General features: G+C 64.7%; 24 protein-coding genes. 17 read left to right on the top strand and 7 right to left on the bottom strand.

Translation table 11 applies throughout. The features are described 5' to 3' along the window. Position 1: 1 nt before the first annotated feature. Positions 2 to 2,542 carry an LPS-assembly protein LptD gene (locus tag AT959_RS06000; RefSeq protein WP_066881634.1) on the bottom strand — a complete coding sequence of 847 codons (2,541 nt, stop codon included), beginning with the start codon at positions 2,540 to 2,542 and terminating at the stop codon, positions 2 to 4. A 91-nt stretch (positions 2,543 to 2,633) separates the two neighbouring features. Between AT959_RS06000 and AT959_RS05995 the strand changes: the two genes are divergently transcribed. The 13 genes from AT959_RS05995 to hemF all read left to right on the top strand — a co-directional run bounded on the left by AT959_RS05995 (position 2,634) and on the right by hemF (position 15,408). Further along, a complete protein-coding gene (locus tag AT959_RS05995) occupies positions 2,634 to 3,656 on the top strand; it encodes an aminoglycoside phosphotransferase family protein (protein WP_066881633.1) in 1,023 nt (340 codons plus the stop codon). A 7-nt stretch (positions 3,657 to 3,663) separates the two neighbouring features. Continuing rightward, a complete protein-coding gene (murU, locus tag AT959_RS05990; RefSeq protein ID WP_066881632.1) occupies positions 3,664 to 4,350 on the top strand; it encodes an N-acetylmuramate alpha-1-phosphate uridylyltransferase MurU in 687 nt (228 codons plus the stop codon). After that, positions 4,347 to 5,657 (top strand): aminopeptidase P N-terminal domain-containing protein, encoded by a 1,311-nt coding sequence (locus tag AT959_RS05985; protein WP_066881630.1) that lies wholly within the window; start codon positions 4,347 to 4,349, stop codon positions 5,655 to 5,657. Before murU ends, AT959_RS05985 begins: the two co-directional genes overlap by 4 nt. Beyond that, positions 5,650 to 6,795, top strand: a complete 1,146-nt coding sequence (locus AT959_RS05980) for an FAD-dependent monooxygenase (RefSeq protein WP_066881629.1) — start codon at positions 5,650 to 5,652, stop codon at positions 6,793 to 6,795. Before AT959_RS05985 ends, AT959_RS05980 begins: the two co-directional genes overlap by 8 nt. Continuing rightward, on the top strand, positions 6,786 to 7,673 hold the full coding sequence (locus AT959_RS05975) for a 1,4-dihydroxy-2-naphthoate polyprenyltransferase (RefSeq protein WP_240481750.1): 888 nt from the start codon (positions 6,786 to 6,788) through the stop codon (positions 7,671 to 7,673). Before AT959_RS05980 ends, AT959_RS05975 begins: the two co-directional genes overlap by 10 nt. Before the next feature lie 70 nt (positions 7,674 to 7,743). Next, positions 7,744 to 9,033, top strand: a complete 1,290-nt coding sequence (locus tag AT959_RS05970; protein WP_205629836.1) for an NCS2 family permease — start codon at positions 7,744 to 7,746, stop codon at positions 9,031 to 9,033. A gap of 10 nt (positions 9,034 to 9,043) precedes the next feature. After that, positions 9,044 to 9,598 (top strand): adenine phosphoribosyltransferase, encoded by a 555-nt coding sequence (locus AT959_RS05965; protein WP_066881628.1) that lies wholly within the window; start codon positions 9,044 to 9,046, stop codon positions 9,596 to 9,598. 3 nt (positions 9,599 to 9,601) lie between these two features. Beyond that, the gene (locus tag AT959_RS05960) at positions 9,602 to 10,162 is read left to right on the top strand and encodes a hypoxanthine-guanine phosphoribosyltransferase (protein WP_066881626.1); all 561 of its coding nucleotides are present in this window, start codon (positions 9,602 to 9,604) and stop codon (positions 10,160 to 10,162) included. A gap of 122 nt (positions 10,163 to 10,284) precedes the next feature. Further along, positions 10,285 to 11,301 (top strand): tRNA dihydrouridine synthase DusB, encoded by a 1,017-nt coding sequence (gene dusB / locus AT959_RS05955; RefSeq protein WP_066881624.1) that lies wholly within the window; start codon positions 10,285 to 10,287, stop codon positions 11,299 to 11,301. Further along, on the top strand, positions 11,298 to 11,531 hold the full coding sequence (locus tag AT959_RS05950; protein ID WP_066881622.1) for a Fis family transcriptional regulator: 234 nt from the start codon (positions 11,298 to 11,300) through the stop codon (positions 11,529 to 11,531). Before dusB ends, AT959_RS05950 begins: the two co-directional genes overlap by 4 nt. Positions 11,532 to 11,536: 5 nt before the next feature. After that, on the top strand, positions 11,537 to 13,129 hold the full coding sequence (purH, locus tag AT959_RS05945) for a bifunctional phosphoribosylaminoimidazolecarboxamide formyltransferase/IMP cyclohydrolase (protein WP_066881620.1): 1,593 nt from the start codon (positions 11,537 to 11,539) through the stop codon (positions 13,127 to 13,129). A 27-nt stretch (positions 13,130 to 13,156) separates the two neighbouring features. Beyond that, on the top strand, positions 13,157 to 14,434 hold the full coding sequence (gene purD, locus AT959_RS05940; protein ID WP_066881618.1) for a phosphoribosylamine--glycine ligase: 1,278 nt from the start codon (positions 13,157 to 13,159) through the stop codon (positions 14,432 to 14,434). A 77-nt stretch (positions 14,435 to 14,511) separates the two neighbouring features. Next, positions 14,512 to 15,408, top strand: a complete 897-nt coding sequence (gene hemF, locus AT959_RS05935) for an oxygen-dependent coproporphyrinogen oxidase (RefSeq protein ID WP_066881616.1) — start codon at positions 14,512 to 14,514, stop codon at positions 15,406 to 15,408. Positions 15,409 to 15,426: 18 nt separating this feature from the next. Here hemF and AT959_RS05930 read toward each other — a convergent pair whose 3' ends face one another. From AT959_RS05930 to hemC, 5 genes are read right to left on the bottom strand one after another with little or no spacing between them, the layout of a single operon-like run. Next, the gene (locus tag AT959_RS05930; protein WP_066881614.1) at positions 15,427 to 15,666 is read right to left on the bottom strand and encodes a hypothetical protein; all 240 of its coding nucleotides are present in this window, start codon (positions 15,664 to 15,666) and stop codon (positions 15,427 to 15,429) included. A 27-nt stretch (positions 15,667 to 15,693) separates the two neighbouring features. After that, positions 15,694 to 16,878 carry a heme biosynthesis HemY N-terminal domain-containing protein gene (locus tag AT959_RS05925; RefSeq protein WP_066881612.1) on the bottom strand — a complete coding sequence of 395 codons (1,185 nt, stop codon included), beginning with the start codon at positions 16,876 to 16,878 and terminating at the stop codon, positions 15,694 to 15,696. Beyond that, positions 16,875 to 17,891, bottom strand: coding sequence for a uroporphyrinogen-III C-methyltransferase (locus AT959_RS05920; RefSeq protein ID WP_240481748.1), 1,017 nt, complete (start codon positions 17,889 to 17,891; stop codon positions 16,875 to 16,877). Before AT959_RS05920 ends, AT959_RS05925 begins: the two co-directional genes overlap by 4 nt. A 32-nt stretch (positions 17,892 to 17,923) precedes the next feature. Further along, positions 17,924 to 18,706, bottom strand: a complete 783-nt coding sequence (locus AT959_RS05915) for a uroporphyrinogen-III synthase (RefSeq protein WP_066881610.1) — start codon at positions 18,704 to 18,706, stop codon at positions 17,924 to 17,926. Beyond that, positions 18,703 to 19,638, bottom strand: a complete 936-nt coding sequence (gene hemC / locus AT959_RS05910) for a hydroxymethylbilane synthase (RefSeq protein ID WP_066881608.1) — start codon at positions 19,636 to 19,638, stop codon at positions 18,703 to 18,705. Before hemC ends, AT959_RS05915 begins: the two co-directional genes overlap by 4 nt. Positions 19,639 to 19,680: 42 nt before the next feature. On the opposite strand from hemC, the gene AT959_RS05905 reads away from it, so the two are divergent. The 4 genes from AT959_RS05905 to AT959_RS05890 all read left to right on the top strand — a co-directional run bounded on the left by AT959_RS05905 (position 19,681) and on the right by AT959_RS05890 (position 24,033). Continuing rightward, positions 19,681 to 20,304, top strand: coding sequence for a methyltransferase domain-containing protein (locus AT959_RS05905; protein WP_066881606.1), 624 nt, complete (start codon positions 19,681 to 19,683; stop codon positions 20,302 to 20,304). A 50-nt stretch (positions 20,305 to 20,354) separates the two neighbouring features. Next, the gene (locus AT959_RS05900; RefSeq protein WP_066881605.1) at positions 20,355 to 20,903 is read left to right on the top strand and encodes a glutathione peroxidase; all 549 of its coding nucleotides are present in this window, start codon (positions 20,355 to 20,357) and stop codon (positions 20,901 to 20,903) included. Between the two features lie 96 nt (positions 20,904 to 20,999). Beyond that, positions 21,000 to 23,585 (top strand): aminopeptidase N, encoded by a 2,586-nt coding sequence (pepN, locus tag AT959_RS05895; protein WP_066881603.1) that lies wholly within the window; start codon positions 21,000 to 21,002, stop codon positions 23,583 to 23,585. A 187-nt stretch (positions 23,586 to 23,772) separates the two neighbouring features. Continuing rightward, a complete protein-coding gene (locus tag AT959_RS05890) occupies positions 23,773 to 24,033 on the top strand; it encodes a hypothetical protein (RefSeq protein ID WP_066881599.1) in 261 nt (86 codons plus the stop codon). A gap of 28 nt (positions 24,034 to 24,061) precedes the next feature. Here the strand turns inward: AT959_RS05890 and AT959_RS05885 are convergent, their stop codons facing one another. Beyond that, the gene (locus AT959_RS05885; RefSeq protein ID WP_066881752.1) at positions 24,062 to 24,577 is read right to left on the bottom strand and encodes a glutaredoxin family protein; all 516 of its coding nucleotides are present in this window, start codon (positions 24,575 to 24,577) and stop codon (positions 24,062 to 24,064) included. Positions 24,578 to 24,599: the final 22 nt, after the last annotated feature.

Here is a 24,599-nt window from a genome sequence, read left to right as displayed (position 1 = left end):
GTCATTGGGTGGAGAGCAGGCTGCCGCTGTTGGGCAGTTCGTTGGTTTTACCGTAGCCGGGGATGCTGCGCCGGAGCAGGCCGAGCGGATTGGAGCCGATGCTGCCGAAATCGTTGAGTTCGAGCTGGAAGTAAAACGTCGTGTTGGGCGTGCCGGAAACAGCCTCCAGTCGCTGCACGACACCGCGCACCGACCAGCAACCGGCATTGTATTCGAGACCGCCGATGGCTTCGAGCAACTGGCTGTCCTTCATCGACCAGTTGTAACGGCCGACGGCATACCACTGCCCGTTGAGCGGCCACTGACCGGCGATGTCGAACTGATCGACCGTCGATTTGTCGGTCAGCGGGTCGCGCGTATAGCGGTAACTGGCGCTCAAGACCTTGCCCAGTTCTGGCTGGAAGCGCATGCCCAGCGACAGACGTTCGTTGGTACCGTCGCGGTAGTTGTATTCCCAGGCCGCATCGGCATAGGTTTTCGGCCAGATCAGGCCGTTGACCGCAGCCACCAGATTGGAGAAGTCGGCCGCCCGGGTCGTTTCGCCGGGAATGGTGACGCGCTGCGGCTTGAAGTAGTAGCGCTGGCCGAGCATCGCCTTGAAGCGCTCGACGCCGGTCGAGGCATCGAGGAAGCGGGTGGTCACCGCCGCCGTCAGCTGATTGGCATCGTTGACCCGGTCGAAGCCGCTGTAGCGGTTTTCGGAGAAGATCTGTGCGAAATTGAAGTCGGTGAGACCGGAGTCGAAGATCGGGATCTTGCTCTGGTCCTTGTACGGAATATTGACGTAGTAAAGACGCGGCTCCAGCGTCTGGATATAGTTGGTATCGAGCCAGTTGCTTTCCCGTTCGAAAATCACCGTCGAATCGAGCGTGAAGGTCGGCAGCGTCCGGCTGAGGCTGGTCGGCTCGCCAATCGTCTGCTGGTCCAGCGCATACTTGGTCATATGCACGCCGAGCTTGGGCGTGATCTGGAAAGCCGGATGGACAATGGGCAAGGAAACTTGCGGGTAGAAGACCATACGGTCGCCCACCACCTTGTCCGGATGCGTGAAGCGCGAGAACTGGGCGATCATGCTGAGATCGGTCTTCAGCACATTCGGCTTGAAACCGACCACGTTCAGTTGCGGCTCCAGGAAGTAGGGGCGGGCAATCGGATTATTCGGGTCCGGCTGCAAGGTCTGGTAACGCAGGACCTGCATATTGCTCTGCAACCACGGCGTCGGCGAATAATTCAGGATGACCTGCTTCGGCAACTGGGTCTGCGAAGTCTGCAGCAGACGCGAGGACATGTCCTCCCAGTAATTGTCGTCGGAAACACCATTCCAGTTCACCGAGGCCGAGAAACCCCGCCCGAAATTGTGCTGGTGCTGGATGTTGTAGGCGTAGCGACGAGCATTCTCGATTTCGTCATTCGGCATGTACTCGAGGCGCGTCATGCCACGGTAGTTGTAATCGAGATAATTCGCTTCGACACCGAGTTGCAAGCCGCGCTTGGCCATGTAGCGTGGGTAGAGGGTCAGGTCGTAATTGGGCGCGATCGACCAGTAATACGGTGTCGTGATGTCGAAGCCGTTATTGGTCGAGGTCGAGAAAAAGGGATGCAAAAAACCGGTTTTGCGCTGATGGTTCAGCGCAAAGGAAGTCGCCGGCGCGTAAAAAATCGGCACGCCCTTGAACCACAGGGAGGCATGCTTGGCCTCACCAACGTCGCGGTCATAGTCGAGCAGCATTTCCGAGCTTTGCAGGTACCAGTCGTTCTGTCCCGGCTTGCAGGTCGAATAAGTCGAGTCCGCCATCCGGATATGGTTTTCGCCTTCGAAATTGACCATGTCGGCATGACCGCTCCCTTCCGAAGGGCGGCGGGCTGGGCCAACTGTTGGCAAACCGTAGCTGTTCGGCACATTGAGCATCATCGGCGCCCCGGTCGACACCGCGCTGCTGCTCGCCACCGTCACCACCGTCTGCTGCTGGCGGTAGAACTTGCTCGCCACGTCCTTGACGATGTAGTAGTCGGCCTGCTCGGCAAAGCCGATCTGCTCGGTCAGCTTCATCCGCAGATGCGGCGTCTCGACCTCGGTGCCTTCCTGGAGCAGGCGGACATTGCCGGTCGCCTCGACCTCGTCCTCGAGCGGCCAGTGGGTCAGCTTGTCGGCAAAGATCAGGGTGCCTGCCTTGCGGACCTCGACCTCCCCCTCCGCCTCGGTCACTTCGTCGGCCCGGCCTTGGATATTGTCGGCGACGATGAACATCGGATAGCTGTCATCCTTGTTCAGTTCGACCGGATGCTCGATCCCGACGCCAGGCACGAGCGGCGCCTTCTTCTTGCCCAGCACGTTGAATTTGCGCTCGACGCGCAGGCGGACCGGCGTGTCGTTGGCGGCCAGCCGCAGGCCGGCGGCAGACACATCTTTCGGCGCAGAATTGCCGGCCTCGCCCGTCGGCAACGACAGACGCGCCGTGTCGATTGCGGCGTGGCTGGCCTGCATGCCGGCGAACATGCAACAGACAAAAACAGCGAGCGGACGGCGGGCAAAACCGGTCATCAAGGCAATCAGGAAAGGGCCAGGACCGGAATGGCCGGAACCCGAGTGTTAAAATCCCGGCATTTTACAACGAACCGAACCCTGCCCGCTTATGCAAGCCACGCCGCGCGATCAACTTGTTACAGACTGGGTCGCCAGTCGCTTTCCCGATCAGTCCGTCCAGATCACCCCCGCTTCGGCCGATGCCAGCTTCCGCCGTTACTTCCGCCTGACCTGGCCGGACGGCAACACGCGCATCCTGATGGACGCGCCGCCGGACAAGGAAGATTGCAAGCCCTTCATCCACGTCGCCGGCCTGCTCGCCAAAGCCGACCTCGCCGCACCGCGCATTCTCGACCAGGATCTCGAGCACGGCTTCCTGGTCCTCACCGACCTCGGCCGCATCGGTTACCTCGATGCCCTCAACGCCGACCTGTCGATGGCCGACCTGCTGATCCGCCCGGTCCTCGACAGCCTCGTCCAATGGCAACTCGCCTCGAAGGCGAGCACGCTGCCGCCCTACGACGCCACCCTGCTGCGCCGCGAACTCAACCTCTTCCCGGAATGGTTCGTCGGCCGCCACCTCGGCGTACAACTGAGCGATGACGAAAAATCGATGCTCGACCGGACCTTCAAGTTTCTGATCAACTCGGCGCTGAACCAGCCCAAGGTCTTCGTGCACCGCGACTTCATGCCGCGCAACCTGATGCTGGTCGAAAGCGCCGAACGCCTGACCCCGGGCATCATCGACTTTCAGGATGCCGTCTACGGACCAATCGCCTACGACGTCGTCTCGCTGTTCCGCGACGCCTTCATTTCCTGGGAAGAAGAGCAGGAAATCGACTGGGTCGTCCGCTACTGGGAAAAGGCCCGCGCCGCTGGCCTGCCGGTGCGCGCCGACTTCGGCGATTTCTGGCGCGACTATGAACTGATGGGCCTGCAGCGCCACCTCAAGGTACTCGGCATCTTCTGCCGCCTGAAATACCGAGACGGCAAGGAAAAATACAGCGAAGACCTGCCCCGCTTCATGAACTACGCCCGCAAGACAGCCAGCCGCTACATTGCGCTGAAGCCGCTGCTCAACCTGCTCGACAAGCTGGAAGGCAACACCGAGCAGATCGGCTACCGGCGTTAAGGGCAAAATGAAAGCCTTCATCCTCGCCGCCGGCCGCGGCGAACGCATGCGGCCGCTGACCGACCACACACCCAAGCCGCTGCTGCCGGCCGGCGGCAAGCCGCTCATCGCCTGGCATCTAGAACGGCTGGCGGCGGCAGGGTTCAAGGAAATCGTCATCAACCACGCCCACCTCGGTTCGTTGATCGAGCAAACGCTTGGCGACGGGTCGCAATGGGGCCTGCACATTCAGTACTCGCCGGAACCGCCGGGCGCCCTGGAAACCGCTGGCGGCATCGCCAGCGCCCTTCCGCTGCTCGGCGACCAGCCCTTCCTGGTGGTCAATGGCGATGTTTATTGCGATTTGGATTTTGGCCGTTTTGCCGGGTGGACCGCCGGAATGGCGCACCTCGTCATGGTGGAGAACCCGGCCCACCACACCGCCGGCGACTTCAGCCTGGACGGCGAGCGCGTCACTTACGCCAACGGTGAGCAAACACTCACTTATGCTGGGATTGGCGTTTTTTCGCCAGCCTTCTTCGCCGACGTCCAACCCGGCACGGTCATGAAACTGCGCCCGCTGCTTGATGCCGCCATCGCCGCCGGCACGCTGACCGGAGAACGCTTCGCCGGCCGCTGGGTCGATGTAGGAACGCCGCAACGCCTGGCCGAGTTGGACCAGGAACTTCGGGATACCGAATTGAGGACCGCATGAGCCACGCCCACTTTCTCGCCCGCCGCAAGCGCCTGCTGCAAACCATCGGCGACGGCGTCGCCATCGTACCGACCGCACCGGAAGTCATCCGCAACCGCGACGCACACCATCTCTACCGCTTCGACAGTTACTTCTGGTATCTGACCGGCTTTCCGGAGCCGGAAGCGGTCGTTGTGCTGATCGGCGCCAAGGATGGCAAAAGCAAACCGAAATCCATCCTGTTCTGCCGCGAAAAGCATGAAGAGCGCGAAATCTGGGACGGCTACCGCTACGGGCCGAAAGCCGCCAAGACCGCCTTCGGCTTCGATGCCGCCTACCCGATCGAGCAACTCGACAAGAAACTGGCCGAATTCCTCGTCGACCGCGACACCCTGTGGCATGCCATCGGCCACGACAGTAGCTGGGATACCCGCATTGCCAGGGCCTTGAACGAAGTCCGTGCCCAGACCCGGGCCGGCAAGCGGGCGCCGCGCGCCATCCACGACCTGCGCGCCGAACTCGATGCCATGCGCCTGATCAAGGATGCCGCCGAGGCCGGCATCCAGCAACGCTCGGCCGACATCGCCAGCGCCGGCCATGCCCGCGCCATGCGCGCCTGCCGCCCCGGCATGGCCGAGTACGAACTGGAAGCCGAACTGAGCTACGAATTCAGGAAGCGTGGCGCCGATGCCCACGCCTACACGCCGATCGTCGCCGGCGGCGCCAATGCCTGCGTGCTCCACTACGTCTCCAACGACAAGATCCTCAACGACCACACCCTGGTCCTGATCGATGCCGGCTGCGAGGTCGAAGGCTACGCCGCCGACATCACCCGCACCTTCCCGGTCAATGGCCGCTTCAATGCGGCGCAGAAGGACGTCTATGAAATCGTCCTCGCCGCCCAGGCGGCAGCCATCCAGGCGACGGCGCCCGGCCGCCACTTCATGGAAGGCCACGATGCCGCCGTCCGCGTACTGACCCAGGGCCTGATCGATCTCAAACTGCTCCAGGGCGACCTCGACAACCTGATCGAAAAAGGCGATTTCCGCCGCTTCTACATGCACCGCACCGGCCACTGGCTCGGCCTCGACGTGCATGATGCCGGCGAATACAAGGTCGGCGACGAGTGGACCCGGCTGGTGCCGGGCATGACGCTGACCGTCGAACCCGGCCTCTACATCCGTCCCGGCGCCGATATCCCGCCGGCGCTGGCCGGCATCGGCATCCGCATCGAGGACGACGTCCGGGTCACCGAGTCAGGCTGCGACGTCTACACCACGGCGCCAAAGACGGTGGCCGAGATCGAGGAAGTGATGCGCCATGACTGAAGGGCTTGTCGAACAGGTCGACATCCTGATCGTCGGCGCCGGCCCGGTCGGCATGACGCTGCACCTGGCACTCGCCGCCGGCGGCCAGAAATCATTACTTTTGGACCGTCGACCGCTGGCTTCCCAGCAAGGCGACCCGCGCGCCCTCGCCTTGTCGTACGGCGCCCGCCAGCTGCTCGAACAGATCAATAGCTGGCCGAGCCGCGCCGCGACACCGATCGAAACCATCCACATCTCGCAAAAGGATGGCTTCGGCCGGACGCTGATCGACCGCGCCGACTACGCGCTGCCGGCACTCGGCTACGTCGTCCGCTACCGCGATCTGGCGGCGGCCCTGGCGGCGCAGTTGCCGCCCGACGCCATGCTGGCCGAGGCGGAAATTCTCGACATCACCCCGGGTGACGATCACGTCACCGTAACGCTGCGCCATGCCGGCCAGTTGCGCACCATCCAGAGCAAGCTGCTCGTCCACGCCGAAGGCACGCCGGGCGACGACCCGGCGGTCAAGGTCAGCGATTACGAACAGCATGCCGTGATCGCCGAAATCACGCCGACGCCGGGCCATAACAAGCGCGCCTGGGAACGCTTCACGCCGGACGGCCCGCTCGCCCTGCTGCCGCTTGGCGACGAATATTCGGTCGTCTTCACGCTGCCGCCGGCCAAGGCCGATGCCGTGATGGCGATGGACGACACCGCTTTCACCGTCGCCCTGCAAAACCAGTTCGGCCGACGCCTGAGTTTCGCCAAGCCCGGTCCGCGCAGCCGCTTTCCTCTCGCCCTGCGCCTGCGTGAAACGCTGGTCAAGGGCAAGGAAGTGTGGATCGGCAATACGGCGCAAACCCTGCACCCGGTCTCCGGCCAGGGTTTCAATCTCGGCATCCGCGACGCCTGGCAACTGGCGGAAATATTGCTCAAAAATGGCGTCGACCGTGGCAGTCTGGCCGACTATGCCGCCAGTCGCCGCCTCGACCGCAAGGGCAGCGCCTTCTTCACCGACCAGATCGTCCGCACCTTCTCCAACGATTGCGGCCCGCTCAAGCTGGCGCGCGGTCTTGGCCTGCTTGCCCTCGACCTCTGTCCGCCGGTCCGTCACTTCGTCGCCAAGCGGATGATCTGGGGAGCACGCGCTTGGCCGTAAATCCCGGGCGGCTGCAAGCCTGGTTCCTCGCCTGCCGCCCCAAGACCCTGTCCGTCTCGCTGTCACCGGTGCTGGTCGGCACCGCCATCGCCTGGCACGACAGCGGCGCCTTGCTCTGGCTGCCGCTGCTCGCTGCCGCCCTCGGCGCCGGCTTCATCCAGATCGGCACCAACCTGTTCAACGACGTCGGCGACTTCCTGCGCGGCACCGACACGCCGGATCGCCTCGGCCCGAAACGCGCCACCGCCGAAGGCTGGCTCAGCGTCGGCCGCGTCAAACTCGGCGCCTGGCTGGCCTTTGCCCTCGCCTTCCTGTGCGGCATCTATCTGGTCTGGCATGGCGGCTGGCCGATCGTCGCCATCGGCCTCGCCTCGCTGGCCGCCGGCTGGGCCTACACCGGCGGCCCGAAGCCGATTGCCTACGGTCCACTCGGTGAAATCTTCGTTTTTCTCTTTTTTGGTCTGGTCGCCGTCGGCGGCAGCTATTACCTGCAAACCCTCGGCCTGAGTCCGGCGGCACTGATCGCCGCCGCCCTGGTCGGCATCCATGCCGCGGCAGTGATTACCGTCAATAACTACCGCGACCTCGACGGCGATGCCCGAAACGGCAAGAACACGCTGGCCGTCCGCCTAGGCCGCCCGGCGACGCGCCGGATCTACGCCGGCGAAATGCTCCTCCCTTACGCCCTGCTCCCCCTGCTCGGCGCCGAGCTTGGCGCGCTGGCGGCGCTGCCGCTGCTGTCGCTGCCGCTGGCCGGCCGCCTGATCCAGCGTTTCCACCGGGAAGCACCGGGGCCGGTTTTTAACCAGATTCTGGCGTTGACCGCCGGACTGCAACTGGCCTTCGCGCTGCTGCTGACCCTCGCCTTCAGCCTCTGAAGCGAGCCGAAGGCCGGGCCAGAGCGGCCCGTTCTTGTTAAAATGCGCTGCTTTTTCCCGGAGCATCCCCGTGCTTGAACGCCTGTTCCAGCTCCAAGCCCATGGCACCACGGTCCGTACCGAGCTACTCGCCGGTCTGACCACTTTCCTGACCATGGCCTACATCGTCTTCGTCAATCCCGACATTCTCTCGGCCGCCGGCATGCCGAAAGATGCGGTCTTTGTCGCGACCTGCCTGGCCGCCGCCATCGGCACCGGCATCATGGGGCTGTACGCCAATTACCCGGTGGCGCTGGCGCCGGCCATGGGCCTCAACGCCTATTTCGCCTTCACCGTCGTCCAGGGCATGCACTACACCTGGCAGGCGGCACTCGGCGCCGTGCTGATTTCCGGCCTGCTCTTTGTCGCCGTCAGCCTGTTCCGGGTCCGCGAGTGGATCGTCAATGCCATCCCGACCTCGCTCAAATACTCAATCTCGGCCGGCATCGGCCTCTTTCTCGCCATCATCGGCCTGAAAAATGCCGGCCTGATCACCGCCCATCCCGCCACCCTGCTCACCCTCGGTGACCTGCACACGCCGGGCCCGCTGCTCGCCTCGGCCGGCTTCATGCTGATCGTCGGCCTCGAATACCGCCGAGTGCCGGGCGCCATCATCATCGCCATTCTGTCGGTGACGGCCGCCTCGGTCGCCCTGGGCCTGACCGAATTCCACGGCGTCGTCGCGCCGCCGCCCTCGCTGGCTCCGACGTTCCTGCAGATGGACCTGGCCGGCGCGCTCAATGCCGGCCTGCTCACCGTCGTCCTGACCTTCTTCATCGTCGAACTGTTCGACGCCTCCGGCACGCTGATCGGTGTCTGCCACCGGGCCGGCCTGCTCGATGCCAACGGCCGCCTGCCCCGCCTGAAGAAGGCGCTGCTCGCCGACTCGCTGGCGATCACCGCCGGCGCCTGCCTCGGCACCTCGTCGACCACGGCCTACATCGAATCGGCGGCCGGCACCGCGGCCGGCGGTCGCACTGGCCTGACCGCCGTCGTCGTCGCCCTGCTTTTTCTCGCCGCCGTCGTCTTCGCCCCGCTGGCCAGCACCGTGCCGGCCTACGCCACCGCCCCGGCGCTGTGCTACGTAGCCATCCTGATGTCGCGCGGCCTGGCCGAAATCGACTGGGACGACCTGACCGAAGCGACGCCGGCCGTCGTCACCGCCATCACCATCCCGTTCACCTTCTCGATCGCCAACGGCATCGCCTTCGGCTTCATCTCCTACGTCGCGATCAAGTTGCTGGCCGGCCGCTCACGCGACCTCTCACCGACCGTGGCGCTGATCGCCGCCGCCTTCATCGCCAAGTTCGCCCTGCTCTGAGGCTACCGCCATGACCACCGACCCGCTGTTCGACACCGCCTTCCTGCGCCAGCGCATCCGCACCGTCGCCGACTGGCCCAGCCCGGGCATCCAGTTTCGCGACATCACGCCGCTGCTGCAGGATCCGCGCGCCTTCCGCCTGCTCGTCGAGGCCTTCGTGCTGCGCTACATGAACGCCGGAATCGACCTGGTGGCCGGCATCGACGCCCGCGGTTTCATTCTCGGCAGCGTCGTCGCCCACCAGTTGAACCGCGGCTTCATCCCGGTCCGCAAGAAGGGCAAGCTGCCCTTCGCCACGGTCGCCGAGGAATACGAACTCGAATACGGCAACGCCACCGTCGAAATCCATACCGACGCCGTCGCCGCCGGCCAGCGTGTGCTGCTGATCGACGACCTGATCGCCACCGGCGGCACGATGATGGCCGCCGCCCGCCTGCTCCAGCGCCTGGAGGCAACCGTCGTCGAAGCGGCGGCGATTGTCGACCTGCCCGAACTGGGCGGCTCGAAACTGCTCAAGGACGCCGGCCTGCCGGTCTTTACCGTTTGCGACTTTGCCGGACACTGAACCATGACTACCGATCTCGAAGAAATCCGCCGCGCCCTGGCCGAAGCCGACTGCCTGGCCAGCCCCGAACAGGTTGACGCCGCGCTCGATCGCCTGGCGGCCGCCATTACCGCCGAACTGGCCGAGCAGAACCCGCTGGTCTATTGCGTGATGAACGGCGGCCTGATCTTCGCCGGCCGCCTGCTTGCCCGCCTCGCCTTCCCGCTCGAAGTCTCCTACCTGCACGCCAGCCGCTACGGCCACCAGCTCGAAGGCAACAGCCTGCTCGACTGGCGCGTGCGCCCGGCGCACGACCTGAAAGGGCGCAGCGTCCTGGTCATCGACGACATCCTCGATGAAGGCCACACCCTGCAGGCGATCTGCCAGCACCTGCTGGAAGAAGGTGCCGCCCGCGTGTCGACCGCCGTCCTTGTGCACAAGGTGCACGAGCGCAAGGCGTCACCGGGCATGCGCGCCGATTTCAGCGGCCTGGACATCCCGGATCGCTTCCTGTTCGGCTGCGGCATGGACTACAAAGGTTACTGGCGCAACGCACCTGGCATCTATGCACTGAAAGGCCATTAAATCAACAGTCAACATAGCGCCGGCCGGACATATTTTCGGCCGGCTTTGACTATTTTTTAAGCGGCCACTGCGGTACAATTCGCCCCCTCCCCGAACCCCCCCTGCCTCGTCTTTTCGCGCCCATGGAATTTGTCGGCTTCACCCTTCGCAACAACCTGTTCGTCGCGCCGATGGCCGGCGTCACCGATCGCCCCTTCCGCCAACTGTGCAAGAAAATGGGCGCCGGACTGGCTGTTTCCGAAATGGTGACCAGCAATTCCCTCCTCTACGGCAGCGCCAAGACCTTGCGCCGGGCCAATCACACCGGGGAAGTGGCGCCGATTTCGGTGCAGATCGCCGGCGCCGATCCGGCCATGATGGCCGAGGCCGCCCGCCACAACGTCGATAATGGTGCCCAGATCATCGACATCAACATGGGCTGCCCGGCCAAGAAGGTCTGCAACGTGATGGCCGGCTCGGCCCTGATGCAGGACGAGGAACTGGTCGGCAAGATCCTCGACGCCGTCGTCGGCGCCATCCCGAACACGCCGGTAACGCTGAAATTCCGTACCGGCTGGAACCTGGCCAACCGCAACGCGCCGACCATCGCGCGCATTGCCGAAAGCGCTGGCGTCCGTGCCGTCGCCATCCACGGCCGGACACGCTGCCAGCAATACACCGGTGAAGCCGAGTACGACACCATCGCCATGGTCAAGACGCTGATCAAGATTCCGGTCATCGCCAACGGCGACATCACGACACCGGAAAAGGCCAAGCACGTCCTCGACGTCACCGGCGCCGACGGCGTCATGATCGGCCGCGCCGCCCAAGGCCGCCCCTGGCTGTTCCGCGAAATCGAGCACTATCTGAAAACCGGCGAGCACCTGCCGCCGGCCGAGGTCAAGGAGATCCACAGCATCCTGCTGGCGCATCTCGAAGACCTCTACGCTTTCTACGGCCCGGAAACGGGGTTCAAGGTCGCCCGCAAGCACATCTCCTGGTACACCAAGGGGCTGGTCGGCTCGGCGGCCTTCCGCAAGGAAATGAACGTTCTGCCCAGCATCGAACAACAGATGCAGGCGGTAAACGACTTTTTCTGCCAACTCGCGGCAGAGCATGCACACCTAAAATACAATTCAGAGGAGGCGTTGGCAGCATGAGCCAACAGGATTTGGGGAAATGTGTCACGAACTCGCTGGAACAATACTTTCGTGACCTCGACGGCGAAAAACCCGCCGCGATTTATGACATGGTTCTACGCAGCATCGAAAAGCCGATGCTCGAAGTAGTGCTCGCCAAGGCGGGCAGCAACCAGACGCTGGCCGCGGAGATGCTCGGCATCAACCGCAACACCCTGCGCAAGAAACTTACCGAACATCAACTACTGTAATCGCCATGACCATCAAGCAAGCACTGATTTCCGTCTCCGATAAAACCGGCGTTCTTGAATTTGCCCAGGGCCTCGCCGCCCAAGGCGTCAAGCTGCTGTCCACCGGCGGCACCGCCAAGATGCTGCGTGACGCCGGCCTGGCCGTCACCGAAATCGGCGACTACACCGGCTTCCCGGAAATGCTCGACGGTCGCGTCAAGACCCTGCACCCGAAGGTACACGGCGGCATCCTGGCCCGCCGCGATCTGCCTGAGCACATGGCGACCATCGAACAGCACGGCATTCCGATGATCGATCTGGTCTGCGTGAACCTCTATCCGTTCGCCGCCACCATCGCCAAGGATGGCGTCACCCTGGAAGACGCGATCGAGAACATCGACATCGGCGGTCCGGCCATGGTCCGCTCCTCGGCCAAGAATTACGCTGGCGTCGCCATCGTCACCGATCCGGAAGACTACCAGCCGCTGCTCGCCGAAATGCAGGCCAATGCCGGCGCCCTGCAACTGGCGACCCGTTTCGGCCTGGCCAAGAAGGCCTTCACGCATACCGCCCGCTACGACAGCATGATCGCCAACTGGCTGACCGGCCTCGACGAAGGTGCCGAAGCCAAGCCGGCTGAAGCTGCCCCGACACCGGCCACCTTCCCGGCCAAGCTGCAACTGGCTTTCGACCGTACCGAGATCCTCCGTTACGGCGAGAATTCGCACCAGAGCGCCGCCTTCTACCGCGACACCAATCCGGTCGCCGGCAGCATCGCCGCCTACACGCAGTTGCAGGGCAAGGAACTGTCCTACAACAATATCGCCGACTCCGATGCCGCCTGGGAGTGCGTCAAGACCTTCGATGCCCCGGCCTGCGTCATCGTCAAGCACGCCAACCCCTGTGGCGTGGCCATCGACGGCACCCTGCTCGGCGCCTACGAAAAATCCTTCAAGACCGACTCGACCTCGGCCTTCGGCGGCATCATCGCCTTCAACGGCGAAGTTGGCATCGACGTGGTCAACGCCATGAACGAGCGCAAGCACTTCGTCGAAGTCCTGATTGCCCCCTCCTTCACCGCCGAAGCCAAGGCCGCGCTGGCCGCCAAGGCCAATCTGCGCGTCCTCGTCGTGCCGATCTCCCGCGCCCTCAACGCGCTGGAATTCAAGCGTGTCGGTGGCGGCCTGCTGGTCCAGACGCCGGACAACTTCACAGCGCAGGCCTCCGGCCTGAAGATCGTCACCAAGGTGCAGCCGACCGCGCAGCAGATCGAAGACCTGCTCTTCGCCGAACGTGTCGCCAAGTTCGTCAAGTCGAACGCCATCGTGTTCTGCGGCAACGGCATGACGCTCGGTGTCGGTGCCGGCCAGATGAGCCGCGTCGATTCGACCAAGATCGCCAGCATCAAGGCCCAGCACGCCGGCCTCGAACTCAAGGGTTCAGTCGTCGCGTCGGATGCCTTCTTCCCGTTCCGTGACGGCGTCGACGTGCTGGCCGAAGCCGGCGCCAAGGCTGTCATCCAGCCGGGTGGTTCGATGCGCGACGAGGAAGTCATCGCCGCCGCCGACGAACATGGCCTGGCCATGGTCTTCACCGGCAACCGTCACTTCCGTCACTAATAACAAGCACACTCGAAGAGATCAGCCATGAAACTACTGGTAATCGGTTCCGGCGGCCGCGAGCACGCCATGGCCTGGCGCCTGGCCAAGACGCCCGGCCTGCAGAAGGTTTACGTTGCCCCCGGCAACGCCGGTACGGCGCGCGAACACGAGCTGGAAAACCTCAACATCACCGACCCGGAAGCGCTGGCTGATTTCGCCGAGCAGAACAAGATCCACCTCACCGTCGTCGGCCCGGAAGCGCCACTGGCGGCTGGCGTGGTCAACGTTTTCCGAGCCCGCGGCCTGAAGATCTTCGGCCCGACCAAGGAAGCCGCCCAGCTCGAATCCTCCAAGGATTTCGCCAAGCGCTTCATGGCCCGCCACAACATCCCGACCGCGGAATTTGCCACGTTTACCGAGTCGACCGCAGCCCACGCCTACATCGACCAGAAAGGCGCTCCCATCGTCATCAAGGCCGACGGCCTGGCTGCCGGCAAGGGCGTTGTCGTCGCCATGTCGCTGGAAGAAGCGCATGCCGCGATCGACGACATGCTGTCCGGCAACAAGCTGGGCGATGCCGGCGCCCGCGTCGTCATCGAGGAATTCCTCGACGGCGAGGAAGCCAGCTTCATCGTCATGGTCGACGGCAAGAACGTGCTCGCCCTGGCCTCCAGCCAGGACCACAAGCGGATCGGCGACGGCGACACCGGCCCCAACACCGGCGGCATGGGTGCCTACTCGCCGGCCCCGGTGGTCACGCCGGAAGTGCACGCCAAGGCGATGCGCGAAATCATCCTGCCCACCGTGCGCGGCATGGCGGCCGACGGCATTCCGTTCAGCGGCTTCCTCTACGCCGGCCTGATGATCGGCAAGGATGGCAGCGTCAAGACGCTGGAATTCAACTGCCGGATGGGCGACCCGGAAACCCAGCCGATCCTGATGCGCTTGAAGTCGGATTTCGTCGATCTGCTGGAGCACGGCATCAACGGCACGCTCGACCAGGTCGAAGCCGAATGGGACCGCCGCATCGCGCTGGGCGTCGTGCTGGCCGCCGCCAACTACCCGGACACCCCGCGCAAGGGCGACCAGATCACCGGCCTGCCGAACGGCAACAGCTTCGGTGAAGATGCTCATGTCTTCCATGCCGGCACCGCCAACCAGGACAGCAAGGTCGTCACCAGCGGCGGCCGCGTGCTGTGCGTCACGGCACTCGGCGAAAACATCAAGCTGGCCCAGAAACTGGCTTACGAATCGGCTGTCCAGATTCATTTTGACGGCATGCAGTTCCGCAAGGACATCGGCCACCGGGCGATCAGCCGCTGAACCATTACGGCGCAACCGACTCTGACGGGCGGCTCATTTGGTAGATGAGCCGCCCGTTTTTCATTTCCGGAGACTCAATGGACACTACCCGCCTCAAGGATTTCTTCACCGGCTTGCAGAGCCGCATCGTCGCTGAACTCGAAGCCTTCGACGGCCAGCCTTTCCGCACTGATTCCTGGGAACGCCCGGAAGGCGGCGGCGGCATTTCGCGGCTGATCGAGGAAGGCGGCTTCTTCGAGCGTGGCGGCGTCAATTTCTCGCACGTCACCGGATCTTCGCTGCCCGCCTCGGCCACCGCCGTCCGCCCGCAACTGGCCGGGCGCGCCTGGGAAGCGATGGGCGTCTCGCTGGTCCTGCATCCGCGCAATCCCTACTGTCCGACGGCGCACATGAACGTCCGCTGCTTCGTTGCCAGCAAACCGGGCGAGGACGATGTCTGGTGGTTCGGCGGCGGCATGGACATGACGCCTTACTACGGTCGACGCGAGGATGTGGCGCATTTTCACCAGACCTGCAAGGACGCCCTGGCCCCGTTCGGCGACGCCGTTTACCCGAAATACAAGAAGTGGTGCGACGACTACTTCTTCCTGAAGCATCGCAACGAACCGCGTGGGGTCGGCGGCGTCTTTTTCGATGATCTCAACGAAGGCGGCTTCGAGCGCTGCTTCGACCTGACCCAGGCGGTCGGCAACGCCTTCACCGAGGCCTACCTGCCGGTGCTGGCCAAGCGTCGTGAAATACCCTACGGCGAGCGCGAACGCGACTTCCAGGCCTATCGCCGTGGTCGCTATGTCGAATTCAACCTGGTCTGGGACCGCGGCACGCTGTTCGGCCTGCAGTCGGGCGGGCGCACCGAGTCGATCCTGATGTCGCTGCCCCCGATCGTCAAATGGCGCTACGACTGGCAGCCGGCCGCCGGCACGCCGGAAGCCGAACTCTACGAAGTTTTCCTCAAGCCGCAGGACTGGGCCTAAGCCCGGGGGCGTCGCCCCTTACTTCAGCTTGCCCCTGACGACCCGGACCCGTGCCGGGTCTTTTACCGCCAGCTTGCCGCCGCCACCGGCCAGATTGCCGCAGACGCAGGCTGCCTTGATGTGGGGCACCGAATTGACGACAGCAGTGCAATCGAGGCACTCGTAATAAAGATCGCCGCCGGTCGGCAGGCTGCCCGGCTCGGGCGCCGGCTCGACCGGATAAAAATTGTAGATCTTGCGCATGTCGATATTCAGCATTTCCCCTCCGCTCCCTTTTTATGGAACCTAGCGCGCTTCGAGTTTGGCGCTGGCCCGGTAGTGTTTGTTGGCTTCTTCCGGCCGTTCCAGCTGATCGAACAGGCGAGCCAGTTCGAGATGCCCTTCCGGCGTATCGCGCACCGCCAGCGAGGCTTCCAGATAGCTTTGCGCCTTGCCCCACAGCCGCTGGCGCAGGCACATCCGGCCCAGCGCCTTGAGCAGTCGGGCATCTTCGGGATGCTTGCGGAGCCAGCCTTCGGCCTTGGCGATACGCGCCGTTTGCTCGCCGCCGGTCAGGCGACCGTAGATCGCCACCAGCTCAGGCTGCCATTCGTCGTTGCTGGCAGTATCGAGTACCGCCTCGATCAGTTTCTGCGCTTCGCTTTCGGCGCCCAGCGCGACCAGGGCCCGGGCGGCGGCGAGCACGACGCGCTGACTACGTTCCTCGGCCGGCAGGGCGCGCAGGTAGGCGGTCAGCAAGCCCTGATCGGCGCCCCGTTTGGCGATATTGCCCAGATGCGCCTGGGTCCGGACTTCGCGGACCACTTCGGCAGGCAGCGCAGCACGCTTGTCGAGCTGGCGGGCCAGCTTGAGCACGCCATCCCAGTCGCCCGCCCCCTGCCGCGCCCGCAACTCCAGACGCAAGGCCGCGATATGGCGTCCCTGTTTGGCCTGCAGGCGCTCGAGCGCGAGCAGCGCCTCGTCGAAACGGCGCGCCTCGTTCATCATCTCGGCTTCCAGCATCAGCGTCGCCGCTTCGGTGCGCGGATCGTCCAGCGTGGCGCGCTCCATCCAGCCCTGCTGCTTTTCCGATTCGCGCATGCGCTGCGCCGCCCGCGCCGCGATCAGGGCCGACAAGCCCGGCGCCGTACCGGCAGCATGCGCCTCGCTGGCTTTTTTCAGGGCCTGGCCAAAGCGGCCTTCGAACAACAGGCGAACCGCATCCTGGAAAACCAGGCCGGCCTTTTCGCGTTGCCGCTGGGCGCGGTATTCGCTGACCCGCTTAGGCAACCCCAAAGTCAGCGCCAGGCCGCGCAGCAGGGCGTAGAAGGCAGCAAACGAGGCGAGCAGTGCCAGGATCAGCAGATTCAGCGAGATCTCGGCCCGCCACGGCGGCAAGACCAGCAAGACGTAGCCGTCATTGAGCTTGGCGCCGAGCGCCACCGCTACGGCCAGCGCAAACAGCGCAACCAACCAGAACAGGCCCTTCACCGCTTTTCCTTACCGCCACGCAGGGTGCGCAAAGCGCCCTGGGTTTCGCTGAGGTTGGGCAGATCGCTGTTCAGCGCGACGCCAGCCATCTGCCCGAGGGTGGCCTGGGCGGCCTGCACCGCCTTGTCGTCGACAACGAAATGGCGGCCGAGCCAGCTCTGGGCCTGCTTGAGCTCGTTGCGAAAAGTCGTCTGATCGCGCGAGAACAGGGCGAGCCGGGCATTAAGCAGGCGCAGCTTGAGGTTTTCGCGCAGGAAAAATTCCTGGCCGGGGGCGAGCAAGGCGGGATCGGTACCATCGAAACGCTGGATGCGAACGAGGCCCTTGATCTCCTGCCAGAGCTGCCGGCCGGCGCCCTGCCACCACGGCTCGGCGGCCGGCGCTGGGGCATTTTCGGCCTTTTCCGAGGGGCGACCGTAGCTAGCCAGCGGCAAGCGCTCAGCGGCCAGCACGACCTGTTCGAGACGCAGGCTGATCCCGGCCTGATCGACGAAAGGCAGCGCATTCAGGCGCTCGATATCCTTGGCCAGCGCCTTGCGCAAGGGCAGGTAAGCGGATCGGTCGAGGCGGGCCAGACGGGCATCGGCGGTTTGCAGGGCGAGCAGCGCAACCGGCACGTTGCCGGCCAGTTGCAGTTGCTGCCCGGCCAATGTGATGGCTTGTTCGACTTCGAGCAGCAGCGCCTCTTCGCGACTGCGCGCGATGTCCTGGTAAAGACTTTGCAGGGCGACGCTCTGGCCCTGGAATTCGTTGAGCTTGCCTTCGAAGGCGCCCTGGCGGGATTGCAGGTCTTCGATCTGCTCGCGCAACTGCTTCTGGGCGCCGCGCTCTTCCTGGTTGCCGGCCTCGGCTTCGGCCAGCCGGCGCGTCACTTCCTGCTGCGTGTCGGCCAGTTTCTGGCGGGTTTCCAGCCACTGCCAGCCGGCCAGGCCGAGGGCGACGACGGCGATCAGCAGGGTCAGGTTTTGCCGGTAGGAGCGAGGGGACGCGGGGAGCGCGGCGGGCAAGTTCATATTCGGAGCGGGGGTTTGTTCGTTATCAGGCATCATGCCGCCCAATTATAAGCACCTAAGCCGGCAAGCAGGCCGGCGTCGGCGGCTTCGGTCAGGATAATCTTGCTCAAGCCGAGGGCCCGGGCATTTTCGGCAATGCGGGCATGCGGCACGAAAAGCGGGGTTTTTTGCAGGAAGGCACGGCCTTCGGCGTCGAGCAGATCGACCAGATAGCGCAGGCCTTCGCTGCTCGACACGGTCAGCGCATCGAGCCGCCCGGCGCGCCAGGCGGCGAGCAGCGGCGCGATGCCGTCAGCCGGGCCGGAACGGCGGTAGCAGGTGATGCAATCGACGGTCGCCCCACGCTGGCGCAAGGTATCGGCCAGCAATTCGCGGCCGCCGTCGCCGCGAAAGATGGCGACTCGCCGACCGGCGATCTGCGCTGCGGCCAGTTCCGGCAATTCGAGCAGGGCTTCGGAATCGAAACGCGTGCTCGGCGCGATGCAGCCGTCAATACCCAGCCCGGCAAGGGCCTTCACCGTGCCCTGGCCGACGGCAGCCGGAATCAGTCCGGCCGGCCACGGACCGCGGGCCAGCATGGCCGGCACCGCGTAGTCGACGGCATTCGGGCTGATGAAGACGGCCAGACGGTACGCGGCGAGCTGTGCGATGGCGGCGGCCAGCGGCTGCGGGTCGCCGGCCGGTGAAATTTCGAGCAAGGGGAAGAGCAGCGGCATGCCGCCGGCCTCGGCAATGGCCGCGGCCAGGGGCGCGGCCTGCGCCCGCGGCCGGGTGACCACGATGGTTTTGCCGGCGAGCGGGCCGGGCTGGCTCATTTGCAGTGGGCGAGCTTTTCCAGAATGGCGTCGGCGCCCTTGGCGCGCAGTTCGGCCGCCAGTTGCAGGCCGAGCTTTTCGTCATCGGCCGGATTGCCGCGCAGTTCAGCACTGACCATTTCGCTGCCGTCGACGGTGGCGACGAAACCGCGCAGCCAGAGCTGGCCGTTGTCGATGATGGCGTAGCCGCCGAGCGGCACCTGGCAGCTGCCGCCGAGGGCGCGCGAGAAGGCGCGTTCGGCCTTGACGCAGTGGGCGGTTTCCGGGTCGTTCAAGGGGGCGACGACGGCGGCCATCGTCGCATCGCCATCGACCAGTTCGATGCCGAGCGCGCCCTGGCCGGGGGCCGGCAGCGACTGTTCGGCGGCCAACACCGATTTGATGCGATTTTCCAGGCCGAGGCGGATCAGGCCGGCGGCGGCCAGGATGATCGCGTCGTATTCGCCGGCGTCGAGTTTCTTCAGGCGAGTATCGAGGTTGCCGCGCAGGCTCTTGATGACCAGTTGCGGGTACTTGGCGCGCAGGATGGATTCGCGGCGCAGGCTGGAAGTGCCAACGACGGCGCCGGCCGGCAGGTCATCGAGGCCGTTGTACTTGTTCGAGACGAAGGCATCGCGCGGGTTTTCGCGGGCCGAGATGGCGGCCAGCACGAAGCCTTCCGGCATCACCATCGGCACGTCCTTCATCGAGTGGACGGCGAGGTGGGCGCGGCCTTCCTGCATCGCCACTTCGAGTTCCTTGATGAACAGGCCTTTGCCGCCGATTTCGGCGAGCGGCCGGTCGAGAATCTGGTCGCCCTTGGTGGTCATGCCTAGAATGACGACTTCAGCCCCCGGATTCTGGTCGGCCAGACGGCCCTGGACATGCACGGCCTGCCACATGGCCAGGCGGGATTCGCGGGAAGCGATGATGATCTTGGAAGGAGCAGACATGAAGCGGCACGCAGCAAGGGTTTCGAAGAGGGCAATCTTAGCATGAGCGAACAGACGCCCTCCCCGACCCAGATCAAACCACCGGAGCAGCGCCCCGAACACCCGGATTTCTGGAGCAAACGCTTCGGCGAAGGCACCACGCCGTGGGACGCCGGCAAGGTGCCGACCGCCCTGGCCGACTTCATCGCCCGCCAGCCGGCCCCAGTCAATACGCTGATTCCCGGTTGCGGCAGCGCCTGGGAGGCAGTGCATCTGGCCGAACGCGCCTGGCCGGTGACGGCGCTCGACTTTTCGCCGGTCGCCGTCGACCGGGCGCGCGCCGTGCTCGCCGATGTCGCGGTCGACCTGGTCTGCGCAGACTTTTTCACGTTCACGCCGGCAGCCCCCTATCAACTGATCTACGAACGCGCCTTCCTCTGCGCCCTACCGCGCAAACTGTGGGCCGACTGGGGCCGCCGCGTCGCCGAACTACTGCCGCCGGGCGGCCGGCTGGCCGGTTTCTTCTTCCTCTGCGAACAGCCAAAAGGGCCGCCGTTCGGCATCCTGCCGGGCGAACTCGACGCCTTGCTCGCCGCAAATTTCGAACGCATCGAGGATGCCGCGGTCGACGATTCAATTCCGGTATTTTCCGGCCGCGAACGCTGGCAGGTCTGGCAACGGCGCTGAGCCGGCGCTAACCGGTCGCGGCGAACGCCCAACCCAACAAGGAAATCAACATGACTGCAGCGCTCTACGACATCCCCCTGAACAAAATCGACGGCAGCGCCGCCAGCCTGCGCGAGCACGCCGGCGAAGTGCTGCTGATCGTCAACGTCGCCTCGAAATGCGGCCTGACGCCGCAATATGCCGGCCTGGAAAAGCTGCACGAGACTTACGGCGAGCGGAAATTCGCCGTACTCGGCTTTCCGACCAACGATTTCGCCGGCCAGGAACCGGGCAGCGACAGCGAGATCGCGGCCTTCTGCACGGCCAATTTCGGCGTCCAGTTCCCGATGTACAGCAAGCTGGTCGCCACCGGCCCGGACAAGCACCCGCTCTACGTGCATCTGACCGCGGCCCAGCCCGAGACCGAAGGCCGCGCCGCCGTCGAAACGATGCTGCGCGGCTACAAGATCGAACCGACGGCGGCGCCCGAGGTGGTCTGGAATTTCGAGAAATTCCTGGTCGACCGCAGCGGCCGGGTCGTCCGGCGCTTCGCCCCGGACATCGTGCCCGACGCTGCGGAACTGGTCGGCGCCATCGAAAGCGAAATCGCCCGCGCCTGAACGCGGCAGTGCAGCCCCAGCCGGGGTGGCTCAATGGCCGCCCCGGTGCGCGGTTTGACGTATCATCGGGCGTATTCCCCAACCGTTCGTCAAATAATGAAAACCGATACCCCGCCGACCATTTATCTCAAGGACTACACCGCGCCCGCCTATCTGGTCGACACGGTTGATCTCGATTTCGTCATCGCCACTGGCGCCACCACGGTCAGCGCGACGCTGGCCATGCGCCGCAACCCCGCCGTTGCCGCCCAGCCGCTGGTCCTTGATGGCGAAGAGCTGGAAACGCTGAGCGTTGCGGTCGACGGTGAAAAAGTGCCGTTTTCGACGACACCGACGACGCTGACCATCGCCGACCTGCCCGATGCCTTCACGCTGCACACCGTGGTCCGCATCGACCCCGACCGCAACACCCGTCTCTCCGGCCTCTACCGCTCCAAGGACGGCTACTTCACGCAGTGCGAGGCGCAGGGCTTCCGCCGCATCACCTGGTTCCTCGACCGCCCCGACGTCATGTCCACCTACACGGTGACGCTGCACGCCGATAAAGCGACCTACCCGGTGCTGCTCGCCAACGGCAACCCGGTGGCCAGCGGCGAAGAAGCCGACGGCCGTCACTGGGCAACCTGGAATGATCCGTTCAGGAAGCCGGCCTACCTGTTCGCCCTCGTCGCCGGCAAGCTCGATGGCCTGTTCGACACCTTCCAGACCGCCTCCGGGCGCAGCGTGCAGCTCGCCATCTACGTCGAACCGGGCAAGCTCGACCAGTGCCCGCACGCGATGGCCGCGCTGCAAAAGTCGATGAAATGGGACGAAGAACGTTTCGGCCTCGAATGCGACCTCGACCATTACATGATCGTCGCCGTCGGCGATTTCAACATGGGCGCCATGGAGAACAAGGGCCTCAACATCTTCAACACCAAGTACGTGCTGGCCCGCGCCGACGTGGCGACCGACGTCGATTTCGAAAATATCGACCGCGTCGTCGCCCACGAGTATTTCCACAACTGGACCGGCAACCGCGTCACCTGCCGCGACTGGTTCCAGCTGTCGCTCAAGGAAGGCCTGACCGTCTTCCGCGACCAGGAATTCGGTGCCGACCTGCACAACCGGCAGACCGCCCGCATCCGCGAAGTGCGCGGCCTGCGCGCCGCCCAGTTCCCGGAAGACGCCGGCCCGATGGCGCATCCGATCCGGCCGGCCAGCTTTGTCGAGATCAACAATTTCTACACCTCGACCGTCTATGAAAAAGGCGCCGAAGTCATCCGCATGATCCAGACCCTGATCGGCCGCGACGGTTTCCGCGCCGGCATGGACGAATACTTCCGCCGCCATGACGGCCAGGCCGTCACCTGCGAGGATTTCGTCGCTGCCATGGCTGCCGCCAGCGGTTTCGACTTCACGCAGTTCATGCGCTGGTACAACCAGCCGGGCACGCCGCATCTGGCGGTGGACAGCGTTTTCGAGGCAAAAACCGGGCGCTATACGCTGCACATCAAGCAGAGCAACCCGCGCGCCAGCGACAATCATCCCTACCTGATCCCGATCCGTATCGCGCTGTTTGACGCTGGCGGCCAAATTATTGCGGGTAGCGACCGGACGCTGCTGCTCACCGAAAACAGCCAGCAGTTCCATTTCGACGGCATTGCCGCCGAACCGGTGCCCTCGCTGCTGCGCGACTTCTCGGCGCCGGTCGTCCTCGACTACGCCTACACGCCGCAACAACTGACCCTGCTGCTGGCCCACGAAAGCGACCCGTTCAATGCCTGGGAAGCCGGCCAGCGCCTGGCTTCGACGTTGATTCTCGACGCCACTGCGGCCATCGCCGCCGGCCAGGCGCCGGTCTGGCCGGCCAGTTTCGTCGACGCCGCCCGTCGCCTGCTGCAAACACAAGCCGAGCGCGGCGCCGCCTTCGTCGCCGAAGCCCTGACCCTGCCCGGCGAATCGACGCTGGCCGAAGCGCTCGACATCGTCGATCCCGATGCACTGCACGCCGCCCGCAACAGCCTGCGCCGCCACCTAGCCGAGCAACTGGAGGGCGAATTCGCCGGCCTCTACGCCGGCCTCGCCCCCCACGGTGCCTACACACCAAGCAGCGAGGAAGCCGGCCGCCGTGCCCTGCGCAATACCTGCCTGGCCTATCTGCTCGAACTGAACACGCCGGCCGTTCGCCAACTGGCGCTGCAGCAGTTCCGCAGCGCCGACAACATGACTGACCAGTTCGCCGCCCTCGCCGCACTGGCCCAGACCGAGTGCACCGAACGCGAAACGGCGCTCGCCGAGTTCTACCAGCGCTGGCAACACGAAGCCCTGGTCGTCGACAAATGGCTGGCCGTGCAGTCCGGCAGCCGTTTGCCGGATACGCTGGCAACCGTCAAACGCCTGACCGGCCACCCAGCCTTCGACATCGGCAACCCGAACAAGGTCTATGCGCTGTTGCGCAACTTCGGCGCCAACCTCGCCCGCTTCCACACGCCGGCTGGCTACGCCTTCCTGGCCGAGCAAACCCAGCTACTCGACGGCAAGAACCCGCAGGTCGCCTCACGCTTGGCGCGCTGCTTCGACCGCTGGAAGAAGTTCGACGGCGAGCGCCAGAAACACGCCCGCCTGGCACTGGAAAGCATCCGCGACCATCAGGGCCTGTCGCGCGATGTGCTGGAAATCGTCAACCGCGCCCTCGGCTAAGGCCGGCAGCATTGCCATGCCTGCGGTGGACCGCCCCAAAACGCCGTTTTTCAACGGCTGGCGGGGCGGTCTCGACCAACAGACGGAAAGATAATGGAGAAGAAAATGAAATATCCCGCCCAGTGTGCAATACGCCACAAGCAAGCGCAGCAGGTCAGGTTAAGCTACGCCAATGCGAGGTGAAATCATGACAACCAATGCAACCGTAGCGTTCTTCAAGAACGAATTTGTTGCCGAACTAAGCACTGGCCAGAAAGTTACGCACGCCGAACTGCGCGACATGGCCTATGCCCTCTATTGCGCCGGCGTGCACGCCGCCGACATCCAGTTTGAATGGCAGGCCGGCCAGCGCATGATCACGGCCGGCCAGCAAGCCGCCCTGCGGGCCGAAATCAATCGCCTGCAGCGCGAACACAGCATTACCCCAACCCGCGCCTTCGCTGCCTGAGCCAGGCGCCGCGCGCTGCCGACCATGCTCAGCCCTTGATCCAGGGGCCGAGCAGTTGGCGCAGCGCCGCTTCGTTGTAGCCATTGACCACTTCGCCGCCGACCACGATCAAGGGCACGCCGTTACCGCCCAGTTTCTTGTGTTCGGCGAGCGCCACCGAACTCTTCTCGATATCGTGCTCGATGTAGCGGATGCCGTTGGCCGAGAAAAATTCGCGACTCGCCTTGCAGTACCCGCACCAGTCGGTCGCATAGAGCAGCACCTCGGGCTGACTGGCGGCGACGGCCGCCGCGGCTTGGGCAGTACGCTGTTCGAACAGCGGCCGGCCGAACCAGAAGGCGACGCCGAGCACCAGCAACAGCAGCAACCACTTGCCGGCCCCGCCTGGGCGCGGCTCGGCCGCCGCCCCGTACTGGCGAAAGCCGGCCGGCGGCAGACTGTTGCCGCCTTTGGCATAGGCTTTCTCGCAGGCCGGGCATTGCCAGTCCGGCGTCGTATCGCTGCTTTTGCGGGCGTAATTGCAATGCGGACAGATCTGGCTCACCGGCATACTCGCTTTCGTTAAA

Source organism: Dechloromonas denitrificans (assembly GCF_001551835.1).
In the GTDB taxonomy this organism is placed as follows: Bacteria; Pseudomonadota; Gammaproteobacteria; order Burkholderiales; family Rhodocyclaceae; genus Azonexus; species Azonexus denitrificans.
This window is presented reverse-complemented; position numbering and strand designations above follow the sequence as displayed.

Bases quoted from the DNA above. Each gene is read 5' to 3' on its own strand.
- AT959_RS06000 (WP_066881634.1), bottom strand. From the start codon at position 2,542: ATGACCGGTTTTGCCCGCCGTCCGCTCGCTGTTTTTGTCTGTTGCATG.
- AT959_RS05995 (WP_066881633.1), top strand. From the start codon at position 2,634: ATGCAAGCCACGCCGCGCGATCAACTTGTTACAGACTGGGTCGCCAGT.
- murU (WP_066881632.1), top strand. From the start codon at position 3,664: ATGAAAGCCTTCATCCTCGCCGCCGGCCGCGGCGAACGCATGCGGCCG.
- AT959_RS05985 (WP_066881630.1), top strand. From the start codon at position 4,347: ATGAGCCACGCCCACTTTCTCGCCCGCCGCAAGCGCCTGCTGCAAACC.
- AT959_RS05980 (WP_066881629.1), top strand. From the start codon at position 5,650: ATGACTGAAGGGCTTGTCGAACAGGTCGACATCCTGATCGTCGGCGCC.
- AT959_RS05965 (WP_066881628.1), top strand. From the start codon at position 9,044: ATGACCACCGACCCGCTGTTCGACACCGCCTTCCTGCGCCAGCGCATC.
- AT959_RS05960 (WP_066881626.1), top strand. From the start codon at position 9,602: ATGACTACCGATCTCGAAGAAATCCGCCGCGCCCTGGCCGAAGCCGAC.
- dusB (WP_066881624.1), top strand. From the start codon at position 10,285: ATGGAATTTGTCGGCTTCACCCTTCGCAACAACCTGTTCGTCGCGCCG.
- AT959_RS05950 (WP_066881622.1), top strand. From the start codon at position 11,298: ATGAGCCAACAGGATTTGGGGAAATGTGTCACGAACTCGCTGGAACAA.
- purH (WP_066881620.1), top strand. From the start codon at position 11,537: ATGACCATCAAGCAAGCACTGATTTCCGTCTCCGATAAAACCGGCGTT.
- purD (WP_066881618.1), top strand. From the start codon at position 13,157: ATGAAACTACTGGTAATCGGTTCCGGCGGCCGCGAGCACGCCATGGCC.
- hemF (WP_066881616.1), top strand. From the start codon at position 14,512: ATGGACACTACCCGCCTCAAGGATTTCTTCACCGGCTTGCAGAGCCGC.
- AT959_RS05930 (WP_066881614.1), bottom strand. From the start codon at position 15,666: ATGCTGAATATCGACATGCGCAAGATCTACAATTTTTATCCGGTCGAG.
- AT959_RS05920 (WP_240481748.1), bottom strand. From the start codon at position 17,891: ATGAACTTGCCCGCCGCGCTCCCCGCGTCCCCTCGCTCCTACCGGCAA.
- AT959_RS05915 (WP_066881610.1), bottom strand. From the start codon at position 18,706: ATGAGCCAGCCCGGCCCGCTCGCCGGCAAAACCATCGTGGTCACCCGG.
- hemC (WP_066881608.1), bottom strand. From the start codon at position 19,638: ATGTCTGCTCCTTCCAAGATCATCATCGCTTCCCGCGAATCCCGCCTG.
- AT959_RS05905 (WP_066881606.1), top strand. From the start codon at position 19,681: ATGAGCGAACAGACGCCCTCCCCGACCCAGATCAAACCACCGGAGCAG.
- AT959_RS05900 (WP_066881605.1), top strand. From the start codon at position 20,355: ATGACTGCAGCGCTCTACGACATCCCCCTGAACAAAATCGACGGCAGC.
- pepN (WP_066881603.1), top strand. From the start codon at position 21,000: ATGAAAACCGATACCCCGCCGACCATTTATCTCAAGGACTACACCGCG.
- AT959_RS05890 (WP_066881599.1), top strand. From the start codon at position 23,773: ATGACAACCAATGCAACCGTAGCGTTCTTCAAGAACGAATTTGTTGCC.